Origin of the sequence: Halomonas sp. KM-1 (assembly GCF_000246875.1) — a bacterium.
Taxonomy (GTDB): domain Bacteria; phylum Pseudomonadota; class Gammaproteobacteria; order Pseudomonadales; family Halomonadaceae; genus Halomonas; species Halomonas aerodenitrificans.
This window is the reverse complement of sequence record NZ_BAEU01000144.1, coordinates 1-20,799: the sequence shown is the minus strand read 5'-3', so window position 1 is coordinate 20,799 and position 20,799 is coordinate 1. Positions and strand designations below refer to the sequence as shown.

Annotated in this window: 17 protein-coding genes, 1 pseudogene and 2 riboswitches; of the genes and pseudogenes, 15 read left to right on the top strand and 3 right to left on the bottom strand. The window is 67.9% G+C overall.

Translation table 11 applies throughout. From position 1 onward, the window contains the following. The 10 genes from B8115_RS18250 to B8115_RS18205 form a co-directional block, all read left to right on the top strand. Positions 1 to 256 (top strand): cobalamin biosynthesis protein (locus B8115_RS18250; RefSeq protein ID WP_010629283.1); only part of this gene is annotated, 256 nt, incomplete at its 5' end. Between the two features lie 16 nt (positions 257 to 272). Then, on the top strand, positions 273 to 1,358 hold the full coding sequence (gene cobD, locus B8115_RS18245; protein ID WP_010629282.1) for a threonine-phosphate decarboxylase CobD: 1,086 nt from the start codon (positions 273 to 275) through the stop codon (positions 1,356 to 1,358). After that, positions 1,355 to 1,915, top strand: coding sequence for a bifunctional adenosylcobinamide kinase/adenosylcobinamide-phosphate guanylyltransferase (locus B8115_RS18240; protein ID WP_010629281.1), 561 nt, complete (start codon positions 1,355 to 1,357; stop codon positions 1,913 to 1,915). The genes cobD and B8115_RS18240 overlap by 4 nt, the downstream gene beginning before the upstream one ends. Next, a complete protein-coding gene (gene cobS, locus B8115_RS18235) occupies positions 1,912 to 2,670 on the top strand; it encodes an adenosylcobinamide-GDP ribazoletransferase (RefSeq protein ID WP_010629280.1) in 759 nt (252 codons plus the stop codon). Before B8115_RS18240 ends, cobS begins: the two co-directional genes overlap by 4 nt. Continuing rightward, a complete protein-coding gene (locus B8115_RS18230) occupies positions 2,622 to 3,266 on the top strand; it encodes a histidine phosphatase family protein (protein ID WP_010629279.1) in 645 nt (214 codons plus the stop codon). The genes cobS and B8115_RS18230 overlap by 49 nt, the downstream gene beginning before the upstream one ends. Then, the gene (locus B8115_RS18225) at positions 3,218 to 3,646 is read left to right on the top strand and encodes a bifunctional adenosylcobinamide kinase/adenosylcobinamide-phosphate guanylyltransferase (protein WP_010629278.1); all 429 of its coding nucleotides are present in this window, start codon (positions 3,218 to 3,220) and stop codon (positions 3,644 to 3,646) included. The genes B8115_RS18230 and B8115_RS18225 overlap by 49 nt, the downstream gene beginning before the upstream one ends. 52 nt (positions 3,647 to 3,698) lie before the next feature. Continuing rightward, a riboswitch (cobalamin riboswitch) is annotated at positions 3,699 to 3,927 on the top strand. 125 nt (positions 3,928 to 4,052) lie between these two features. Continuing rightward, positions 4,053 to 5,918 carry a TonB-dependent receptor domain-containing protein gene (locus B8115_RS18220; RefSeq protein WP_010629277.1) on the top strand — a complete coding sequence of 622 codons (1,866 nt, stop codon included), beginning with the start codon at positions 4,053 to 4,055 and terminating at the stop codon, positions 5,916 to 5,918. Between the two features lie 46 nt (positions 5,919 to 5,964). Then, positions 5,965 to 6,834: a cobalamin-binding protein gene (locus tag B8115_RS18215; RefSeq protein WP_010629276.1), complete on the top strand. Its 870-nt coding sequence runs from the start codon at positions 5,965 to 5,967 to the stop codon at positions 6,832 to 6,834. 7 nt (positions 6,835 to 6,841) lie between these two features. Continuing rightward, positions 6,842 to 7,822: an iron ABC transporter permease gene (locus B8115_RS18210; protein ID WP_026038222.1), complete on the top strand. Its 981-nt coding sequence runs from the start codon at positions 6,842 to 6,844 to the stop codon at positions 7,820 to 7,822. Then, complete coding sequence (locus tag B8115_RS18205; RefSeq protein WP_010629274.1) at positions 7,822 to 8,589, top strand: ABC transporter ATP-binding protein; 768 nt, start codon at positions 7,822 to 7,824, stop codon at positions 8,587 to 8,589. Before B8115_RS18210 ends, B8115_RS18205 begins: the two co-directional genes overlap by 1 nt. Positions 8,590 to 8,640: 51 nt before the next feature. On the opposite strand, the gene B8115_RS18200 is transcribed toward B8115_RS18205, so the two are convergent. Genes B8115_RS18200 through B8115_RS18190 form a run of 3 tightly spaced genes read right to left on the bottom strand, consistent with a single transcriptional unit; the run spans position 8,641 to position 11,461 of the window. After that, on the bottom strand, positions 8,641 to 9,405 hold the full coding sequence (locus B8115_RS18200; RefSeq protein WP_010629273.1) for an ABC transporter ATP-binding protein: 765 nt from the start codon (positions 9,403 to 9,405) through the stop codon (positions 8,641 to 8,643). Further along, positions 9,402 to 10,469 (bottom strand): iron ABC transporter permease, encoded by a 1,068-nt coding sequence (locus B8115_RS18195; RefSeq protein WP_010629272.1) that lies wholly within the window; start codon positions 10,467 to 10,469, stop codon positions 9,402 to 9,404. Before B8115_RS18195 ends, B8115_RS18200 begins: the two co-directional genes overlap by 4 nt. Then, complete coding sequence (locus tag B8115_RS18190) at positions 10,466 to 11,461, bottom strand: ABC transporter substrate-binding protein (RefSeq protein ID WP_010629271.1); 996 nt, start codon at positions 11,459 to 11,461, stop codon at positions 10,466 to 10,468. The genes B8115_RS18195 and B8115_RS18190 overlap by 4 nt, the downstream gene beginning before the upstream one ends. 194 nt (positions 11,462 to 11,655) lie before the next feature. Continuing rightward, positions 11,656 to 11,864: riboswitch (cobalamin riboswitch) on the top strand. A 143-nt stretch (positions 11,865 to 12,007) separates the two neighbouring features. On the opposite strand from B8115_RS18190, the gene B8115_RS18185 reads away from it, so the two are divergent. The 5 genes and pseudogenes from B8115_RS18185 to B8115_RS18165 form a co-directional block, all read left to right on the top strand. Further along, a complete protein-coding gene (locus B8115_RS18185) occupies positions 12,008 to 13,753 on the top strand; it encodes an AAA family ATPase (protein ID WP_035591573.1) in 1,746 nt (581 codons plus the stop codon). Continuing rightward, the gene (locus B8115_RS18180) at positions 13,753 to 15,141 is read left to right on the top strand and encodes a cobyrinate a,c-diamide synthase (RefSeq protein WP_010629269.1); all 1,389 of its coding nucleotides are present in this window, start codon (positions 13,753 to 13,755) and stop codon (positions 15,139 to 15,141) included. Before B8115_RS18185 ends, B8115_RS18180 begins: the two co-directional genes overlap by 1 nt. After that, on the top strand, positions 15,138 to 16,262 hold the full coding sequence (gene cobW / locus B8115_RS18175) for a cobalamin biosynthesis protein CobW (protein WP_010629268.1): 1,125 nt from the start codon (positions 15,138 to 15,140) through the stop codon (positions 16,260 to 16,262). The genes B8115_RS18180 and cobW overlap by 4 nt, the downstream gene beginning before the upstream one ends. Further along, positions 16,262 to 20,155: a cobaltochelatase subunit CobN gene (gene cobN, locus B8115_RS18170; RefSeq protein ID WP_010629267.1), complete on the top strand. Its 3,894-nt coding sequence runs from the start codon at positions 16,262 to 16,264 to the stop codon at positions 20,153 to 20,155. Before cobW ends, cobN begins: the two co-directional genes overlap by 1 nt. Then, a pseudogene (locus B8115_RS18165) lies at positions 20,152 to 20,799 on the top strand (hypothetical protein); the annotation flags it as partial. The gene cobN and the pseudogene B8115_RS18165, both read left to right, overlap by 4 nt.

Sequence of the window (20,799 nt, the reverse complement as noted above, 5' to 3'; positions counted from 1 at the left end):
CTGGCGCGAGGCGCCGGGCCACCCCAGCCCCAATGCCGGCTGGCCCGAGTCGATGATGGCGCGTCTGCTCGGCGTGCAGCTCGGTGGCGTCAATCATTACGCCGGGCAGGTGTCCGAGCGGGCCCTCATGGGCGAGCCCCGCGAGGTGCTGCGAGTCGTCCATATCCAGCGCGCCGTGGTCCACATGCACGGCGCCTGGGTGGTCTTCTTCCTGCTGATGGCCGGTGTGGCCGGGACGTGGAGCGCATGGGCATGAGCGAGGGGAGAGGCGTATGAGCGACTGGCCGAGTCACGGCGGGCGTCCGGAGCAGCTGTTGCCGCACTTCGGTCTCGCTGGCGACAATGAGATCGTCGACTTCAGCGCCAACCTCAACCCGCTGGGGCCGCCGCCCTGGCTAGCTGAGCGGCTCGCCGCCAGCGTGACGGAGCTCGCCACCTATCCCGACTCCGACTATCGCGAGGCGTGCGAGGCCATCGCCCGCGTCGAAGGGCTGCCCGCCGAACAGGTGCGGTTGACCAACGGCGGCGCCGAGGCAATCTTCCTTGCCGCGGCGCTGCTGGCTAGGCAAGGGGTGAGCCGGGCGGCGATCATGCAGCCCACCTTCGGCGAATATGCGCGCGCCTGCCGTCACTACGGCATCTCCACGGAGCCTCTCGCCCTGACGGGGGACCGTTTCATGCTGGACGAAGCGGGTGTCGCTGAGGCCATGCGCGATGCCGGCGCGCTGTTCCTGTGCCGCCCCAACAACCCCACCGGAACGCTGATCGAGCGAGAGCGGATCGAGCGCCTGCTGGCGGCAGGCCAGCGCCACGGCGCCACGCTGGTGGTGGACGAAGCCTTCGTCGATTTCGTTACGCCGGATGAGCGGCTCACGCCGCTGCTGGCCCGCTTCGACAATCTGCTGCTGCTGCGCTCGATGACCAAGCTGTACGCCATTCCCGGCCTGCGGCTGGGTTACCTGCTGGGCTCGGCCACAGCGGTAGGGCGTATCGGCGAGCTGCAGCCGCCGTGGAGCGTCAACGCCCTGGCGGCGGGGCTGGTCGCGCCGCTATTGGCGGATCGTGACTATCTGGCACGGACCCGCGCCTGGCTCGACGCCGAGCGGCCCTGGCTGCATGCCGAGCTCGAGGCGCTGGGGCTCGACGTCGTGCCTTCCCACGCCAACTTCCTGTTGTTCAGGGATGCGCACGGCGAGTCGATGCCGGCGCTGCTGGAACACCTGGCGCGCTGCGGCATCCTGGTGCGCCATACCCACAATTTTATCGGCCTCGAGGGTGCCTGGCTGCGGGTGGCGGTGCGCTCGCGCAAGGAGAATGCTCAGCTGGTCGAAGCCATCACCCGCTGGAGAAATCCATGATCGCTTTCATCAGCGGCGGGGCGCGCTCCGGCAAGAGCACCCATGCCGAAGCCCTGGCACGACGCTGGCAGGCCGAACGGGGCGGGGCCCGCTATTACCTGGCGACCGCGAGGAGCGGCAGCGATGGCGAGTGGCAGGCCCGCATCGGCCGCCATCGGCAAGCCCGGGGCGAGGGCTGGATCACCCTGGAGGAACCGGTGGACCTCATTGCTGCCCTCGAGCAGGTGGAGCCGGGCGGCACGCTGCTGCTCGACTGCCTGACCCTGTGGGCCAGCCAGCTGCTCTATTCCAGCGAGCATGACAGCGAGCTCGCCGAGGTGCGGGGCATCGCCATGCTCGAGCACCTGCTGGCCGAGGCCCGGCGACGCGACGTGGCGCTGGTGATCGTCTCCAACGACGTCAACGAGGGCATGCCCCCCGAGGACGCCGAGGTGTGGCGCTACCTGGCCTTTCTACAGCGGGTTCACCGCCTGGTGGCGCAGGAGGCGGACGAGGTGATCCAGGTGATGGCCGGGCTGCCGCAGGTGTGGAAGCGCCGTGATGGAGAGCCATCATGAAAGGCGCCGCCTACGGCCTGGTGCTGGCGCTGCAGTTCCTGACCCGGCTGCCGCTGCCCGTCGCCTGCCCCTGGACGCCGGCCACCCGGCGCTGGGCGGTGCGCTGCTATCCGCTGGTTGGCGTGCTGCTCGGCGGCCTGCTGGTGGCGGTGGCCGCGCTGCTCGAGAACTTGCTGCCCGACGCCCTGCTGGCGCTGGCGCTGCTCACGCTGTGGGTGGCGCTCTCCGGTGGGCTGCACCTGGACGGCCTGATGGACGTGGCCGACGCCCTGGGCAGCAACGCGCCGCTGGAACGCAAGTGGGAGATCATGAAGGACCCCCATGTCGGCAGCTTCGGTATCCTGGCGCTGGTGTTCCTGCTGCTGTGGAAGGCCGCGCTGCTGTTCGTGATGATCGACATCGGCACGAACCTGCTGCTGTTGGTGATGATTCTGGGGCTGGGGCGCTTTTCTGCCGTGGCGCTGCTGGTACTGGCTCCGGCGGCGCGGCCCGAGGGCATGGCCGCCAGTTGGAAGCGTGACCTCACAACGCGCGATCTCTGGCTCGCGGCGCTGCCGCTGCTGCCGCTGGCCGTGCTGGTGCCGGGTGGGATGTGGCTGTGCCTTGCACTGACGCCGTTCCTGATGCTCTATGCCTGGGGCATGCTGCGCGCCTTCAAGGGCATCAACGGCGATATCGTCGGAACCGCAATCGAGGGAGGAGAGCTATGGCTGCTGCTGGTCGCCTGGAGCTGGTGGTCGTTCGTCACGGGGTGACGCAGTGGAATCGCGAGCGTCGCTACCAGGGGCAACGCGACATCCCGCTGCTGCTGCCCGACGCCCTGCCGGGCCTCGACCGGTTGCGCGGGGAGCTGGAGGAGCAGACCTTCGACGCCGTGCACTGCAGCGACCTGACCCGCTGTCGGCAGACCCTGGCGCACGTGGTCGAAGGGCGCGAGAGGGCCTGGCCGACGCACTTCGATGCGCGCCTGCGCGAGCTCGATTTCGGCGACTACGAGGGGCGTACCTACGATGAGCTGAAGTCGCAGCCCTTCTATCGCGCCTGGATCGACAGCGAAGGTCGGCAGCCGCCGCCCGGCGGCGAGTCCACCGCCGACCTGGGCCGGCGGCTCGACGCCTGGTTCGGCGATGTGTTGAGCGCTTGCACGGCGCTTGGCCAACGTCGTGTGCTGGTGGTCACCCATGGCGGGGTGATTCGCGAGCTGCGCCGCCGCTTCGAGGGCATCGGCTTCTGGCAGGGTGACGTCGTCCAGGCAGAGGGACGCCGCTTCTCGTTTTCCATCAACGAAGAGGGACGCTGGCAATGCAGCTCTTCATCGGCGGTGCCTGCGCCGGCAAGCGCGACGCCATAAGGCAGCACTTCGACACCCCGCATTGGTACTCCGCCCATGCCGGCTGCCGGCTCGAGGCCTGGCGCTCGCTGACGGAAACCCGCTGCCTGGTGCTGGAGGGCTGGGAGCGTTGGATCGGCCAGCGGCTCGCCGATGAGCGGAGCGACGACCGGCTGCGCCAGGCCATGGTGCGTGAACTCGACGCGCTGCGCGCCTGGGAGACCGAACAGGGCGGTCAGGCCGTACTGATCCTGCTCGAAATGGGCCGCGGCATCGTGCCGCTCGGCCGGGAGAACAGGCGCCTGCGCGACCTCAATGGTTGGCTGGCCCAGGACGCCGCGGCCCGCTGCGAGCGGGTCTGGTACGTATGGAATGGGCTGGTGAAATCGCTAACGCTTTGATCTGTCTCAATACACGCCTAACCCTGCGTTGACGCCCTGGCGCGAGATTGCTAGCTTACGCCCACTCTCAGGCGCCTCATGTCCTATCGAGGTTAAACGGGAAGTCGGTGACTCTCTTCGCAAGACGAAGAGGCGCATTCCGACGCTGCCCCCGCAACGGTGATCGAGTGTAGGTCCATCATCACGCCACTGTGCTTTGCATGGGAAGGCGATGGACCCGAAGCGTGCAGTCGACGCTTCGCTCGTCAGCCCGGAGACCGGCCTGAGATAATTTGCCGGGTTGCGGTGGGCTACCTCGAGGCAGGGCAGGCGCCGCCGTTCACCTCTCCCTTTCTCGATCCCTTCACGCCACCCCGGCTTCGCCTAGAAGACCGTGCGGGTAGGCACGGCGAGCAAGGGAATCAAAATGAAAACCAAACCTCACCTGGCTGCGCTCCCTATGGCTGCGCAGGGCCTGGCCGCCTTCGGCCTGGCAGCGCTTCCTCTGGCCGTTCAGGCCCAGACCACGGTCAATCAAGACACCGATGTCGTCGCCCTCAATCCGATGGTGATCACCGCCACCCTGGCGCCGCGCACCGCCGACGAGACGCTCTCCTCGGTGACAGTACTCGACGAGGCCACCCTGCGCCGTCAGGACCCCACCAGCGTTACCGATATGCTGCGCGGCCAGCCGGGGGTGGACGTCATCACCAACGGCAGCTTCGGCAAGAACAGCAGCGTCTACCTGCGTGGTACCGGCAACGAATCGACGCTGCTGATGATCGACGGCATTCGCCTGCGCTCGGCGACGGCGGGTGGCGCGGCCTGGCAGTTCCTCGACCCGCGCATGTTCCAGCGCGCCGAGATCGTGCGTGGCCCGCGTGGCAGCCTCTACGGTGCCGATGCGGTGGGTGGGGTAGTGCAGTTGTTCACCCATGAGGCGCAGGAGGGCGGGCCGCACCCACGCGTCTCCGTGGGCGGCGGCTCCTTCAACACCCAGCGCTACAGCGCCGGACTCTCCGGCAGCAGCGGCGGCACCCGTTACAGCTTTGCCGGCAGCCATTTCACCACGGACGGTACCCCGGTACGTCGTGGTGGAGAGGATATGGGCTATGACAACACCACAGCGCTGGCGCGAATGTCGCATACCTTTGGTAGTGGCGCGGAAGTCGGATTTCTGGCGCTGCGAGCACGAGGTACTACCGAGTACGACGAGAGCGGCTCGCAGGCAACGACCGACTATGTTCAGCAGGTGGCGGGAATTTATGGAGAATTGCCTGTAACTGACAGTTGGAGTAGTCGTTTGACGCTGAGCGAAGCGCGCGATGAAGGTGTCAACCACTTCTGGGGGTCTATTCTTGATACGCAGACGCGCACGGTCCGCTGGGAGAATACGCTTCGCGCTGGTGCACATGAAGTTGTCGTTGGCGCGGAATATATGAACGACAGTGTGGCTGGTAGTATCACGGGGGACTCGCCTTGGGATGGTCCTTATGATGTAGAAGATCGCGATAACAAGGCTGTCTTTACCCAGGCGCTGCTCGATTTTTCCCCCTTGGCGGTGCAGGCCAGCCTGCGCTTCGACGATAACGAGGCTTATGGCGACGAAGTGACGGGCAGCCTGGCAGTGGGGTATGACATAAATACCCAGCATACGCTGCGGGCGAGCTACGGTACGGCTTTCAGGGCGCCCAGCTTCAATGACCTCTATTGGCCGGGGTTTGGCAATCCCGAGTTAGAAGCGGAAACCTCCGAAACAGTGGAGCTTGGAGTACGTGGCCAATTTGTGCGCTGGTTCTGGGATGCCGCACTTTATCAGACCGATATTGACAACCTGATCGTCTGGCAACAAATGGGGCAGCCGACAACGAACGTACCCACTACGCGTATCCGTGGTGTCGAACTCTCCGTGGGCGCAGAGATAGATGATTGGACGCTAGCTGCCGCCGCGACCTATACCGACCCTGAAGATCGGGCTACCGGAAATCGTCTTAGGCGCCGTGCCAGTCAGAGCGCCCGTTTCGACGTGGATCGTGAGCTGGGCGAGTGGTCCCTGGGGGGCTCCTGGGTTCTGCAGGGCTATCGCTACGAAGATGCCGCCAACACGGATCGAATCGGTGGCTTCGGGCTGGTCAATCTGCGCGCCGGGTGGCAATTCGCCCCGCTGTGGTCGGCTCGACTGACTGTGGAGAATGCCCTTGATAAGGAGTATGTCACGACACGTTTCTTCGATGGCGATGACTACCTCAATGCAGGCCGTGCGGCCTTCGTCAGTGTCCACTTTGGCCAGTAGCGGCCGATTCGGCGGGGCCCTCGGCCCCGCCGCATTTTCTGGTGCCTTGCTGACGCTGGCCCTGTCGGGGCCGGTGGCCGGCGAGGCGCATGCCGATGCGCTGTGTGCCATCGACGACCGCGAGCGGGAGGTGTGCCTCGAGGCACCGGCCAGGCGTATCGCCGCGCTCTCGCCCGGCGCCACCGAGCTGGTCTACGCCGCCGGGGCGGGGGAGAAGGTGGTGGCGGTGGTGGCCTTCAGCGACTATCCGCCAGAGGCCAGGGACGTGCCATCGGTGGGCAGCCATACCCGCATGGATCTGGAAACCCTGGTGACGTTGACCCCCGATCTGGTGATCGGCTGGATGACCGGCAACCCGCCCGAGCAGCTCGAGACCATCGAGGCGCTGGGCATGCCGGTGTTCTACATCGAGCCGCGGGACTTCGAGGGCGTTTCCGGCGCCATCGAGCGCCTGGCACTGCTGGCCGATACCCGCGACGAGGGCGAGCGGGTCGCCGCCAAATTCCGCGACGGCATGGCGGCGCTGGCCGAGCGCTACGCCGATGCCGAGCCGATATCGGTGTTTTACCAGGTGTGGGACGAGCCGCTGATGACCATCAACGACGAGCACCTGATCGGCAAGGTGCTGACCCTGTGCGGCGGCGTCAACGTCTTCGGCGAGCTGTCGCGGCTGGTGCCGCGCATCGACGACGAGTCGGTGCTGGCCGCCGACCCCGAGGCAATCCTGGCCGGCGGCATGGGCGAGGAGAACCGCGGATGGCTGACCCATTGGCAGCAGTATCCCAGCCTGACCGCCGTCGAGCGCGACAATCTCTACTTCGTGCCGCCGTCGCTGATTCAGCGCCCCACGCCGCGGCTGCTGGAGGGCAGCCGCCTGTTCTGCGAGCAGCTCGAGCGTGCCCGTGCCAAGCGCTGAAGCCGGCATGATCACGCCCCGGCGCTCATTGTGGCCGCCGCTGGCCGTGCTCGCGCTGCTGGGTCTCACGGCCCTGCTGGTGTCGGTCACCCTGGGCAGCGCCGCGCTGTCGCTGGGCGACGTATGGGCGGTGGCGCGCGGCGAAGGCAGCCCCCTGGCGCGCACGCTGATTCTCGACCTGCGCATTCCCCGTTCCCTCTCGGCCTTCGCCGTGGGTGGCCTGCTCGCTGTGGCGGGGGCGTTGATGCAGGTGCTGCTGCGCAATCCTCTGGCCGACCCCTATGTGCTGGGCCTTTCCGGCGGCGCCTCGGTGGGGGCGCTGGCGGCGATGCTGGCGGGGCTGGGTGGGGCGGTGATCACCGGCTCTGCCTTCGCTGGGGCCTTTCTCTCCACGCTGCTGGTGTTCGGCCTGGCCCACGGTACCGGCAGCTGGACCCCTTCGCGGCTGCTGCTCACCGGCGTGGTGGTGGCCGCCGGCTGGGGCGCGGTGATCACCCTGATGCTGGCGATAAGCCCCGCCGAGCGCCTGCCCGGCATGCTCTACTGGCTGATGGGCGATCTCTCCTACTCGCGCTCCCCCTGGCCGCCGCTGGCGCTGCTGCTGGTCATCTGCTTGCTGCTGATGCCGCTGGGGCGTAGCCTCAATGTCATGGCTCGCGGCCCGCTGCAGGCGGCGGCCCTTGGGGTCAACGTGCGCCCGCTGGAGTGGACCATCTACGTCGTGGCCAGCGTGCTCACCGCCACTGCGGTGACCACCGCCGGCAGCATCGGCTTCGTCGGTCTGGTGGTGCCGCACATGCTGCGTCTGGTGCTGGGCAACGACCAGCGCCTGATCCTGCCGGCCTGCGCCCTGACCGGCGGCACCCTGCTGGTGCTGGCCGATACCCTGGCGCGTACCATGATCGCCCCGGAGCAGTTGCCGGTGGGGGTGATCACCGCGCTGCTCGGCGTACCCACTTTCCTCTATCTGCTGTACCGGAGCCGCTGATGAACCGCCTCGAGATCCGCGAGCTGGTGATCGACGTGCCCGATCGGCGCGACGGCCAAGCGCTCACGCTCAGCGTCGAGCCGGGGCAGGTGTGGGGCGTGCTCGGCCCCAACGGCGCCGGCAAGACCACGCTGCTGCACACCCTGGCCGGGCTGCGTGGGCCGCGGGCAGGGCAGGTGCTGATCGACGGTCGCCCACTGGCGGCGTTGGGGCGGCGACAGGTGGCGCGTACCCTGGGCCTGGTGTTCCAGGAGCGCCACGACGGCTTTCCCGCCACGGTGCGTGAGACGGCGCTGATCGGTCGCCATCCATGGCTCTCGGCGTGGCAGATGGAGGGCGGCGAAGACCTGCGCCTGGCCGAGGCGGCACTCGAACGCCTCGACGTCGCGCACCTGGCCGAGCGTCTGGTCAGTACGCTCTCGGGCGGAGAACGCCAGCGCCTGGCGATCGCCACGGTGCTGACCCAGGCGCCGCAGATCTGGCTTGCCGACGAGCCCACCAACCATCTCGACCTGCACCACCAGAGCGCGGTGATGGCGCTGCTCGCCGAGCAGGCCGCCGAAGGCCGCGCGGTGATGATGTGCCTGCACGATCTCAACCTGGCGGCGCGCTGGTGCGACCACTTGCTGCTGCTCTATCCCGACGGCGAGGCGTGCTGGGGCCCGGCGGACAACATGCTGGTACCCGCCGCCCTGGAGCGGCTCTACGGCCAGCGACTGGCCACCGCCGAGATCGATGGCGCTCCGGTGTTCGTGCCGGTTAGATGAGGAGAGGAAGCCTGAGTTGGGCTTCTCAGGCGGGCTTCTCCGCCGATCTTTTTATAGTGCGCAGCGAAAGCGCATGATTCGGCTCTGATCGACGGGATCTTCGAGGATGTCGGCCTGCACACCGAAGGTGCGGCGCAGCCTGGCGGCGGTCAGCACCTGTTCGGGCGTGCCGAGGTCGACCAGCCGGCCGGCCTCCATCACGCCGATACGGTCGCAGTCCATGGCCTGGTTGAGGTCGTGCAGGGCGATGACCACCGTGACCGGCAACTGCTTGACCAAGCGCAGGATCGAGAGCTGATGGCGGATGTCGAGGTGGTTGGTGGGCTCGTCGAGCAGCAGGATACGCGGCTGCTGAGCCAGGGCGCGCGCAATGTGCACGCGCTGGCGCTCGCCGCCGGAGAGGGTATGCCAGAGGCGCTCCGCCAGGGGCAGCATGCCGACGTCCTCGAGGGCGCGGTGGACGATGGCGTCATCCTGCTCGGTCCAGGGTTGCAGCGGCGAGAGGAAGGGGGTGCGGCCCAGCTCCACCACCTCTCTGGCGCCGATGCGCTCGTGGGTCTCCGCCTGCTGCTCGACGAAAGCGATGCTACGGGCGATATCGCGCTGGGGCATTGCCTGCATCGGCCGGTCGTCCAGCAGCACACGCCCACGCTTCGGTCGTTGCAGTCCGGCCAGTACGCGCAGCAGCGTGGTCTTGCCCGAGCCGTTCGGGCCGATCAGGCCGAAGGTCTCGCCGGGGGCAATGCTGAGGCTGACGTCATCCAGCAGCTTGTGTCCGTGGATCGTCCAGCCGACGCCTTCCGCAGTCAGTCTCATCGTCTTCTCGTCCCACGAATCAGAATGACGGCGAAGGCCGGCGCCCCGACCAAGGCCGTGACCACGCCTATCGGCAGCACCTGCCCCGGCACGATGACGCGCGAGATGATGTCGGCGCCGATCAGGAACACGGCGCCGGCCAGCGCCGATGCCGGTATCAGCCGGGTGTGGCGGTTGCCCACCAGAAAGCGCATGGCATGAGGAATCACCAGCCCCACGAAGCCGATGGCGCCGACCATCGACACCATCGTTGCCGTCACCAGCGCCATGACGGCGATCAGGATTGCCCGCACGCGGCGCACGGCGATGCCCATCGAGGCGGCACTGTCGGCACCGAAGGTGAAGGCATCCAGGGCGCGCCGATACCACAGACACACCAGCAGGCCGCCCAGGGCGGCGGGCAGGCCCAGGGTGACGTCGTCCCAGCGCACCCCGGAGAGGTTGCCCATCAGCCAGAACATGATGCCCCGGGCCTGTTCGGCATTAGCCGACTTGGCAATGATGAAGGCGGTGAGGGCATTGAACAGCTGTGACCCGGCGATGCCGGCCAGAATGATGGCGCCTGCGGCCTGGGCGCTGCGCCCACCCCCGGTGCCGCTGCCGGCGGCACGGGCGAGCAGTACCACCAGGGAGAACGCCAGCCCCGCACCGGCAAAGGCGCCAAGAGAGAGCGTCACGGCGCCGGCTCCGAGTCCGGCAATGGTGACCGCCACGGCGCCGGTCGAGGCGCCGGCGGAAATTCCCATCAGGAAAGGGTCGGCCAGAGGGTTGCGCAGCAGGGCTTGCAGGACGACGCCGGACAAGGCCAGCCCGGCACCGCAACAGGCGGCGAGGATGGCGCGGCTGAGCCGGTAGTTCCAGACGATGCCGGCGTCGATTCGGTCGACGACATGCTCCGCTCCCCACAGCCGGTTCGCCAATACCTTGAGAATGGTCTCCAGCGGAATCGCCGTTTCGCCGATCGCGGTGCCGGCCATCACGGCCAGGAACAGAATCGATGGCGCGAGCCAGACCCAGCGCCATCGGAGCACCACTGGTGAGCGCAATGTCGCGGCCAGGTTCATCGTTCGAAGGAGAGCGTCGTCAAGGCATCGGCCAGCGATTCCAGGCCGAAGATCGTGCGCATGGTGGCACTCATTGCATGAGCATCCATCTCGACGATGTTGCCGTTCTTCACCGCCGTCATCTCTCGGGTCACCGGATCATTGTGCAGAAAGTTCAGCTTTTCTTCGATGTCGTCGGCGGGAAAACGTCGGCGATCCATGCGCGCGATAACGATCAGGTCAGGGTCGGAGCGGGCAATGGATTCCCAGCCGACGATAGGCCACTCCTCATCAGATTGAATGACGTTGCGAATACCCAGTTGCTCCATCATGTAGCCGGGTGCGCCAAGCCTACCGGCAACGTAAGGATCCACCGAGCTATCGGGAGAAGAGAACCAGAAAACTGCCGACAGATCTTGAGGGAGCTCCAGGCTTTCGGCCTTGGCAATGGCATCGGATTCACGAGCTTCGAGATCGGTCACCAGCGCTTTGCCGGCCTCCTGCACGTCGAAAATAGCAGCCAGCTCGGTGATGCCTTTGTAGACATGCGCGGGGGAAAAGGCAGCGGTACGGGTGCCGTCGCCGCCGGTGCTGTTGTCCTTGGTGTCGCAGTCGGCGGGCATCACATAAGTGGCGATGCCCAGCTCGTGAAACTGCTCACGACTCGCCACGCTGCCGGTGGGCCCGACATGCCACTCGTACTGAGCCGCGACGAGCTCCGGTCGACGATTCACCACGGATTCGAAGCTCGGATCATTGTCGGCCAGTCGTTCGATGCCGGCGTTGATTTCGCTAAACTCCGGCAGCACGGGGTTGAACCAGACCGAGGTGCCGAGCACCCGGTCGGCAAGGCCCAGGGAGTAGAGAATCTCGGTGGCGGATTGCCCAACAGTAACGGTGCTTTCAGGAGCGGAAGAGAAGCGGACTTCCGTGCCGCAATTGGTAAGGGTGATCGGGTAATCGGTAGCACCTGCCATGAGAAATGAAGAAGGAAAAAAGGTAAGAATGGCCATTAATCTTCGTGCGTTGTTCATGGCATATGTTCCAAATGGTCGTAAGTTAATAGTCGGTTTGTCTTGATGTTAGAGGGGAGCGTCACAGCACTTCGGCCGTTGCGGCGAAGATTGCCAGGATTCGGGGATGAAAAGCAATTGTTATACTATAACATATTTTTTCTGCATTGCGCCGGTCGCGCCAGTTCCTTTACGATGGGCCGACTGACATGGGTGCCCCTGTGCCTAGGGGATAATCGGGAAGTATGGTGAGGCCGTAGGCCAATTCCATCGCTGCCCCCGCAACGGTAATGAGTGAGTCGCCTGCAAGAACCACTGGCATTGTGCTGGGAAGGTGCAGGCTTCGACGTCGTTCTGGCGTCCTCCTCGAGCCCGGAGACCGGCCCATCAATCCATCATCATCCCGTACCGGTGCGGTGGGCACCGAGGAGATGCCGTGTCTGCGTTCGTTCCATTCGCCCCTTTCGTGGGGTCGTTGTCGTTTGCGACCGATGGCTTGTCGGCCGTGTGCCGCTGCGTGTCCAGCCGGTGCATGGTGAGGCTGCCGTGAGCGAGTTTCCCTTCGTCGCCGTGGTCGGCCTGGCAGAGCTCAAGACCGCGCTGCTGCTCAACGCCATCCACCCTCGTGTGGGCGGCGTGCTGATCAGCGGGCCGCGTGGCAGTGCGAAATCCACCCTGGCGCGGGCCCTGGCGGCGATCCTGCCCGACGATGGCGAAGGGCACCGACCGCCCTTCGTTACCCTGCCCCTAGGGGCCAGCGAAGAACGCCTGACCGGCAGCCTGGACCTGCAGCGGGTACTCGCCGAACGCGAGGCGTCCTTCCAGCCGGGGCTGTTGGCCAAGGCGCACGGCGGCGTGCTCTACGTCGACGAAGTCAACCTGCTGCCGGACTCCCTGGTGGACCTGCTGCTCGACGTGGCCGCCAGCGGTACCAACGTCGTCGAACGCGACGGTGTCAGCCATTCCCATCCCGCTCGTTTCCGCCTGATCGGCACCATGAACCCGGACGAGGGCGAGCTGCGCCCGCAGTTGCTCGACCGCTTCGGCCTCTGCCTCGAACAGCACGCTTCGGTCAGTGTGGAAGAGCGCATCGCCATCGTGCAGCAGCGCGAAGCCTTCGACCGCGACCCCCAGGGCTATGTGGCACGCCACGCCGAGGCCCAGGCAGCGCTGACCCAGCGTATCCGGCGTGCCCAGTCGGCGCTGGCGGAGATCGTCAGCGAGACGTGGGTTTACGAGCACATCGCGCTGGGCTGTCAGGAGGCCGGCGTCGAAGGGCTGCGGGCGGACGTGACCTGGCATCGTGCTGCCCAGGCCCACGCCGCCTGGCGTGGTGCCGCTGCCGTGGCCAGGGAAGATCTGGATATCGTCGAGCCCTGGGTGCTGGCGCATCGGCGGACCTCGCCGCCTGCCCAGGAGCCAGGCAAGCACTCGGCCCATAACCCGCCCCCGCCGCCAAGCTCCGGTACGCCACCCGCGTCGAGCGGGCCGGCAGGTCCCGGTGGCGACACGGCCGGCTCAAGCGGCCAGGGGCAGTGGGGCGCCATGCCGCCGGTAGCGCAGAAAAGCGTCAGCGTGTCGGCCCCGAGCCTGTCGGACATGCTCGCGCATGAGCGTGGACCCGATTGCGCCAAGGCTTCCCAGGCGCCTGCTGTGGTCAGGCGTCGGGGGCATCAGCGTCGCTCCTACCTGGCATCGCCCCGGCCGGACTGGTTCGCCACCCTGGTCGCTAACCGCGGCCGCTGGCCCTGGCGTCGGCTGGAGCATCGCAAGATGCAAGCCGCTCCGCCGACGGTTCATCTGGTGCTGCTGGATACCTCCGCCTCGACCCTGGGGCGGCAACTGCTGGGGCGGGCCAAGGGGCTGGTCGAGCAGCTGGCCCGGCAGGCCTATGCCGCCCGCGAGCAAATGGCCGTGCTCGGCTTCGGCAATGACGGTGTCACACCGATCCTGCTGCGCCGCCGTGCGCCCAAGGCGCTGCGTGAGCGGCTCGACAATGCTGACGGCGGTGGCGGCACACCGCTGCGCCAGGTCGTGCTGCAGGCGGCGCGGTTGATTCGCCAATGGCGGCGGCAGGAGGCCGACCTGCGCATACGCACCTACCTGATCACCGACGGCCGCACCCGGCAATCCCTGGCCGGCCTGCCGGCGCTGGGCGATTGCCTGGTCGTCGATACCGAACAAGGCGCCGTGAAGCGGGGACGGGGCGAGACCATCGCCGAGCAGCTCGGCGCCCGCTATTGTCGCCTGCCGTTGCCGGCGGGCCGTTCACGGCCAGGAGGCCAGGCGTGATGAAGGAACCTATCGAGCGGGTGAGCGCTGCCTGTCCTGCGCTGTTCATCGCTGCACCGGCCTCGGGCCAGGGCAAGACCACGCTGACCGCGGCGCTGGCCCGGCTGCTGCGCAACCGCGGCAAGGTGGTGCGGGTGTTCAAGACGGGGCCGGACTACCTCGACCCTCAGATTCTGGCCCAGGCCTCTGGCCGGCCGGTGGACCAGCTCGACCTGTGGATGGCGGGGGAGACCTACTGCCGCCAGCGCTTCTTCGAGGTGGCCTGCGAGGCGGACCTGATCCTGGTGGAGGGCGCCATGGGGCTGTTCGACGGCGAGCCCTCCAGCGCCGACCTGGCCGCCCTGTTCGGCCTGCCGCTGGTCATCGTCATGGACGTCAAGGGCATGGCCCAGACCGCCGCGGCGCTGGTGGCCGGCCTGGCGGGCTTTCGTGACGATATCCACATTGCCGGGCTGATCGCCAACGCCTGCGCCTCGCAGCGTCACCGTGAGCTGATCGAGTCCGCTCTGCCTGCCGAGATTCCGCTGCTTGCTGCAGTGGCGCGGGACGGAGCGCTGACCCTGCCCGAACGTCACCTGGGACTGGTGCAGGCCGACGAGATCCGCGCCGAGCTGGAGCAGCGCTTCGAGGCCGGTGCCAGGGTGCTGGACGCCGAGGGGCTGGCGGAGGCGCTGCTGCAGCTGCCGCCGGTTACCTTCGAGGCCCCGCGCCAGGCCGCCGAGGCCCCCATGCCATTGCTGCGAGGGCAGGTCATCGGCGTGGCCCGGGACGCAGCCTTCAGCTTCATCTACCAGGCCAACCTGGATCTGCTGGAGCGTATGGGGGCGACCCTGCGCTTCTTCTCGCCCCTGGCCGACCGCCACCTGCCTCCCTGCGATGCGCTGTGGCTGCCGGGCGGTTATCCCGAGCTGCACGCCGCACAGCTGGCGGCGAACGCGTCGATGTGCGACGAACTGCGCCGCTTCTTCGCCGCCGACAAACCGATCCTCGCCGAGTGCGGCGGCCTGCTCTACTGCCTGGAGAGCTTGACCGATATCGACGGCGAGACCCACACCATGCTGGGGCTGCTGCCGGGCCACGGCGCCATGCGCGGACGCCGCGGCTGTCAGGGCATGCAGACCGCCGAACTGCCGGAAGGGCCGGTGCGTGGCCACGCGCATCATCGCTCGGTGGCGGAAGGCACGCCTGCGCCCATCGCCTTCTGTCGGCGTCAGCGCCACCCCGCACCGGGCGAGGCGATCTACCGTCAGCGCGGCCTCACGGCCAGCTACCTGCATCTGTTCTTTCCTGACAATCCCGACGCCCTGGCCCGGCTGTTCACGGCGAGCGGGCAGTCGGCAAGCGCTTTAGAGACTCATTCCATCACTTCACTGGAGTCCCAAGGATGAACCTGAACAAGATTCCCGCCACGGTGGTGACCGGCTTCCTGGGCAGCGGCAAGACCACCCTGCTGGCCGCCATGCTGCGCCAGGTCACCGGCAAGCGCATCGCCGTCATCGTCAACGAGTTCGGCGAGCAGGACATCGACTCCAGCCTGCTGCGCGGCTGTGCCTTGAGCTGTGAAGAGGGTAATGAAGAAGGCCGTGACGAGGCGGGTGACGCTCCGGTGGAGGTCGAAAACGGCATCTATGAGCTGGCCAACGGCTGTATCTGCTGCACCGTGGAGGAGGAGTTCCTGCCGGTGATGAAGACGCTGATGGCCCGCCGCGACACGATCGATCATATCCTGATCGAGACCAGCGGCCTGGCCCTGCCCAAGCCGCTGGTGCAGGCGTTCAACTGGCCGGAGGTGCGTCAGCACTGCACCGTGGATGCCATCATCACCGTGGTCGACGGTCCGGCGGTGGCTGCCGGCCGCTATGCCCACGACGTGGAGAGGGTGGAGGCCCAGCGCCGCGCCGACGAGTCCCTCGATCATGACCCCAGTCTGCGTGAGCTGCTCGACGACCAGCTCAGCGCGGCGGATCTGGTGCTGGTCAGCAAGACCGACCTGCTCGACCCGGCCGAACGGGCCCGGGTGGAAGCGCTGGTCGCACAGCGGGTGCCGGCATCGGTGAAGACCCTGTTCATCGACAAGGGGCTGGCCGAGGACCGCGCCCAACTGGAGGCGCTGATGGGCATCGGCGCGGCCAGCGAGGAGGGCATCGACCATATCGACAACCACCACGACCGCCACCATGCCGAGGGCGCCCACCACGACCACGCCCACGATCACTTCGACTCTTGCGTGATCCGCCTGGGAGAGGTCGACGGCGAGGCCCTGGCGGCACGCCTGCAGCAACTGCTGCAGAACCACGAGATCTATCGCGCCAAGGGCTTCGCGGCGATTCCCGGCAAGCCCATGCGCCGGGTGATCCAGGCCGTGGGCGAGCGCCTGGACGGCTACTTCGACCGGCTGTGGGGACAGGACGAGCCGCGGGCTACCCAGCTCGTCTTCATCGGCAAGGGGCTGGATAGCGCGGCGCTGCGCGATGCCCTGGCGGATACCGAGATCGCGACGAGCCCCTGATGCATCTCTTCGCCGCCAAGCCGGGGGGCTTCGTCGACGACGAGGGTATCGTCGATCTGCAGCAGAGCCCCGCCGAGGTCGTCATCCTGTCGGCCGCCGACAGCAGCCTGTCGGCCCTGGCCCAGGCGGCGGAGCGTCTGGCCGAGAGCGGCGGTGAGGGCTTTCCCTCGCTGCGCCTGGCCAACTGGATGAACCTGATCAAGCCGGCCGCCTACGACCTCTACGAAGACCGGGTGCTGGAGCAGGCGCGGCTGGTGATCGTCTCGCTATTGGGCGGCAGCGGCTACTGGCGCTACGGCCATGAGCGCCTGCTGGCCTGGGCCGCTGCCGACCGGCGCCGCCAGTTGATCCTGGTGCCGGGCTGTGACGCCCCGGACGACGCCCTGCTGGCGGACTCCAGCGTGCCTGTCGCCACGGCCCATCGGGTTTGGCGCTACCTGCGCGAGGGCGGGGTCGACAATGCAGAGCAGCTACTGCGCTGTATCGGCAGCGAGTGTCTTGGGCTGCCGCTGGCGTGGCGCGAACCCCAGGCGCTACCCGCGGCGCTGCTCTATTTTCCCGGAACATCCGCCCGGAAATCCCTGCAGGACCAGTCGGCGGTGACGCTCAACGAGTGGCGCAGGCAGCAGGACGCGACGCGCCCGGTCTGCCTGCTGCTGTTCTATCGCAGCCATCTACAGGGCGCCAACACGGCGGTGCTGGATGGCCTGCTCGAGGTGCTCGAGGCCCAGGGGTTCGCGCCCCTGGCGGTGGCGGTGGCCTCGCTCAAGGAGTCGGCCTGCCTGGCCTTCGTCAATCATCTGCTCGAGCAGACCGGGGCCGGCATTGTGATCAATACCACCGGCTTCTCGGTCAATCGTCATGCCGACGAGAGCGAGGCGCCGGTGGAAGAGCAGCTCGATCAGGACCTCGCGGGGCTCTTCGTCGGCCGGCCGGTGGTGCTGCAGGCGATCCTCTCCAGCAGCACCGAAGAGGACTGGCAGGCCGAGGCCGGCGGCCTGCGCAGCCGCGACATGGCCATGCAGGTGGTGCTGCCGGAGATGGACGGCCGCATCATGACCCGGGCGGTGGGCTTCAAGAGCGAGGCCCACTACAGCGAGCGCTGCCAACTGCCGGTGATTCGCCACTCCCTGCACCCGGAGCGCGCCGCCTTCGTCGCCCGGCTGGCGCGACGCTTCAGCGATCTGCAGCGCACGCCGAACCGGAAGAAGCGCCTGGCGCTGGTGCTGGCCAACTACCCCAATCGCGATGGGCGCATCGGCAACGGCGTTGGCCTCGACACGCCGGCCTCGACCCTGGCGATCCTGCGCGCCCTGGCGGCGGCGGGCTATCCGGTCGACGACCTGCCAGCGGATGGCGATGCCCTGGTGCGGCATCTGCAGGCGGGGGTGACCAACGACCCCCGCGGGCTGGAGCAGCGCGGCTGCTGGCAGAGCATCGCCCTCGACGACTACATGGCCTGGTTCCGGACCCTGCCGCAAACCTTGCAGGAGGCGGTGTGGCAGCGCTGGGGCGCGCCCAGCGAGGACCCCAAGCATCGCCAGGGCCGGCTGATGATCGCCGGCATTCGCCTGGGCGAAACCTTCGTCGGCATCCAGCCGCTGCGCGACATTCGTGAAGGGCCTGGCGCCGACCTCACCAAGAGCTATCACGACAGCGAGCTGGTGCCGCCCCACAGCTACCTGGCCTTCTATCTCTGGCTGCGCGAGCACTACCGGGTGGATGCGCTGATCCACGTCGGCAAGCACGGCAACCTGGAGTGGCTGCCGGGCAAGAGCACGGCGCTCTGTGCCGAGTGCTGGCCGGATGTCGCCCTGGGGCCGCTGCCGCACTTCTACCCCTTCATCGTCAACGACCCGGGCGAGGGCGCCCAGGCCAAGCGCCGCAGCCAGGCGGTGATCGTCGATCACCTGATGCCGCCGCTGGCCCGCGCCGAACTCTATGGCGCCATGGCCGAACTCGAGGCGCTGACCGACGAGTACTACCAGGCCCTGGGCATGGACCCACGCCGCGAGACCCTGCTGCGCGAGCGCATCCTCGGCCACCTGCGCGATACCGGGATCGACCGCGAGCTGGCGCAGGGTAGAACAGGCGGGGAAGCGGCCGGGCAGACGGACGACGAGCACCTGCTCAACGAGCTGGACACCTACCTGTGCGACATCAAGGAGGCCCAGATCCGCCACGGCCTGCACGTGCTGGGCAGCCTGCCGCCCCGGGACAAGCTGGCCGGAACCCTGGTCGCCATCCTGCGGCTGCCGCGGGGCGATAAGCCGGCCCAGCGCGGCCTGCTGCACAACCTGGCCGCCGACCTGGGCCTACCGCCGGAGTTCGACCCCCTGGCGGCCGGGGCTGAGTCCTGGCACGGTCCGCGGCCGACAGCGCTGGCCGAGCTGGACGATTCCCCCTGGCGCAGCGCCGCCGATACCCGCGAGCGCCTGGAGCTGCTGGCCCACCGCCTGGTGGAGACGCACGTCGTGACGGAGGGCAGCCTGACCAGCCTGGCCCATGACTATCCGGCTACCGCCGAGCAGCTGAGCCATGTGCGCGGCGGGCTCTGGGCGGCGATGCAGCGCGGCGTCGAGATGGAGATCCAGTCGCTGCTGGTTGGCCTCGAGGGGCGTTTCGTCCCTCCCGGACCGAGCGGTGCGCCCAGTCGCGGGCGCCTGGACGTGCTGCCCACCGGGCGCAACTTCTTCAGCGTCGACAACCGCTCGATTCCGTCGCCGGCCGCCTGGTCGCTGGGCGAAGCCTCGGCCCGGGCCTTCGTCGAGCGCTACCTGCAGGATCACGGCGACTATCCGCGGCGGCTGGGCCTGTCGATCTGGGGTACCGCCACCATGCGCACCGGCGGCGACGACATCGCCCAGGCCTTCGCCCTGATGGGAGTGCGGCCGGTGTGGTCGCTGGGCTCGCGGCGGGTGATCGACATCGAGGTGATTCCCGCCATGCTGCTGGGGCGGCCGCGGGTGGACGTCACCCTGCGGGTCTCCGGCTTCTTCCGCGACGCCTTCGCCAACGTCATCCGCCTGTTCGACCGGGCGGTACGGGCGGTGGCCGAGTACCAGGAGCCGGGGGACGCTAACACCATTCGTGCGGCGGTCATGGCGCGCCGGCAGGAACTCGAGGCGCAGGGCCGCTCACCTGAGCAGGCGGAGCGGGAGGCCGGCTATCGGGTCTTCGGCAGCCGGCCCGGTGAGTACGGCACCGGCCTCAACCGGCTGCTCGACGAGCGCGCCTGGCGGCACGCCGATGACCTGGCCGACGCCTACCTGGCGAGTGGGGCCTACGCCTACGGCCAGTTTCCCGAGTCGGGGGTGGCGGCCCGGGCGGCCTTCGAGCATCAGCTCGAAGGGCTGGAGGCGGTAATGCACAGCCAGGACAACCGCGAGCACGACATCCTCGACTCCAACGGCTATTACGCCTTCCAGGGCGGCATGGCCAATGCCAGCCGCGCCCTCAGCGGCCAGGCGCCGAGCATCTATCACGCCGATCACGCCAATCCGGCGCAGCCGCGCATGCGCAGCCTCGAGCAGGAGCTGGCCCGGGTGATCCGCTCCCGGGTGCTCAACCCCAAATGGATCGAGGCCATGCGCGAACACGGCTACAAGGGCGCCGCGGAGATGGCGGCGACGGTGGACTACCTGTTCGCCTACGATGCCACCACCGACCTGGTGGCCGACTACCAGTATGCCCAGGTCAGCCAGGCGCTGGTGCTGGATCCACTGAATCAGCAATTCCTGCGCGAGCACAATCCGGCGGCCATGGAGGAGATGGCCGAGCGCCTGCTCGAAGCCATTCAGCGCGGCCTGTGGCGAGAGCCCGGCGAACAGGGGCCGGCCCTGCAGGATCTGCTGCTGGAGATCGATGAAACCCGGGAGGTGGCGTCGCCATGACGAATCAGGCGAATGAGCCGGCGGGCGCACCGCGGATCAAGGGCTGGTGTCCCGGCGCCTGGCGCCCCATGGCCTCCGGCGATGGGCTGTTGGTGCGCGTGCGCCCCCCGCTGGGGCGGCTCAGCCGGTTTCAGATGCTGGCCCTGTGCGAGGCGGCCGAGACCTTCGGCAGCGGCCTGATCGAACTCACCAATCGGGCCAACCTGCAGCTGCGCGGCGTATCCGACGCCAACTGGCCCGGGTTGATGGCCTTTCTCGTCGAGCACGGCCTGGTGGCGGCGGACCCGCAAGACGAGCGTCGGCTGCCGCTGCTGCTGGCGCCCGACTGGCAGCCGGGCGACGATACCCATGAGGTGGCGCGACGCTTGGAGGCCCGGCTCGATGCGTTGCCGGCGCTGCCGGCCAAGATGGGCGTGGCCATCGATGCCGGCGCTGCGCCGCTGCTGGGCGAAGTCTCGGCGGATTTCCGTATCGAGCGCTCGGTGGAAGAGGGCTTGCCGGCGCGGGCTTCGGGCGCCTTGCCGGCGCAGTCTTCGGGCGCGTTATTAGTTCGTGCCGACGGGCGGGAAATGGGCACGCCGGTGGACTCGCCTGCCGCCGCCGTCGAGCTGCTGATTCGGCTGCTGCACTGGTTCGTCGATAGC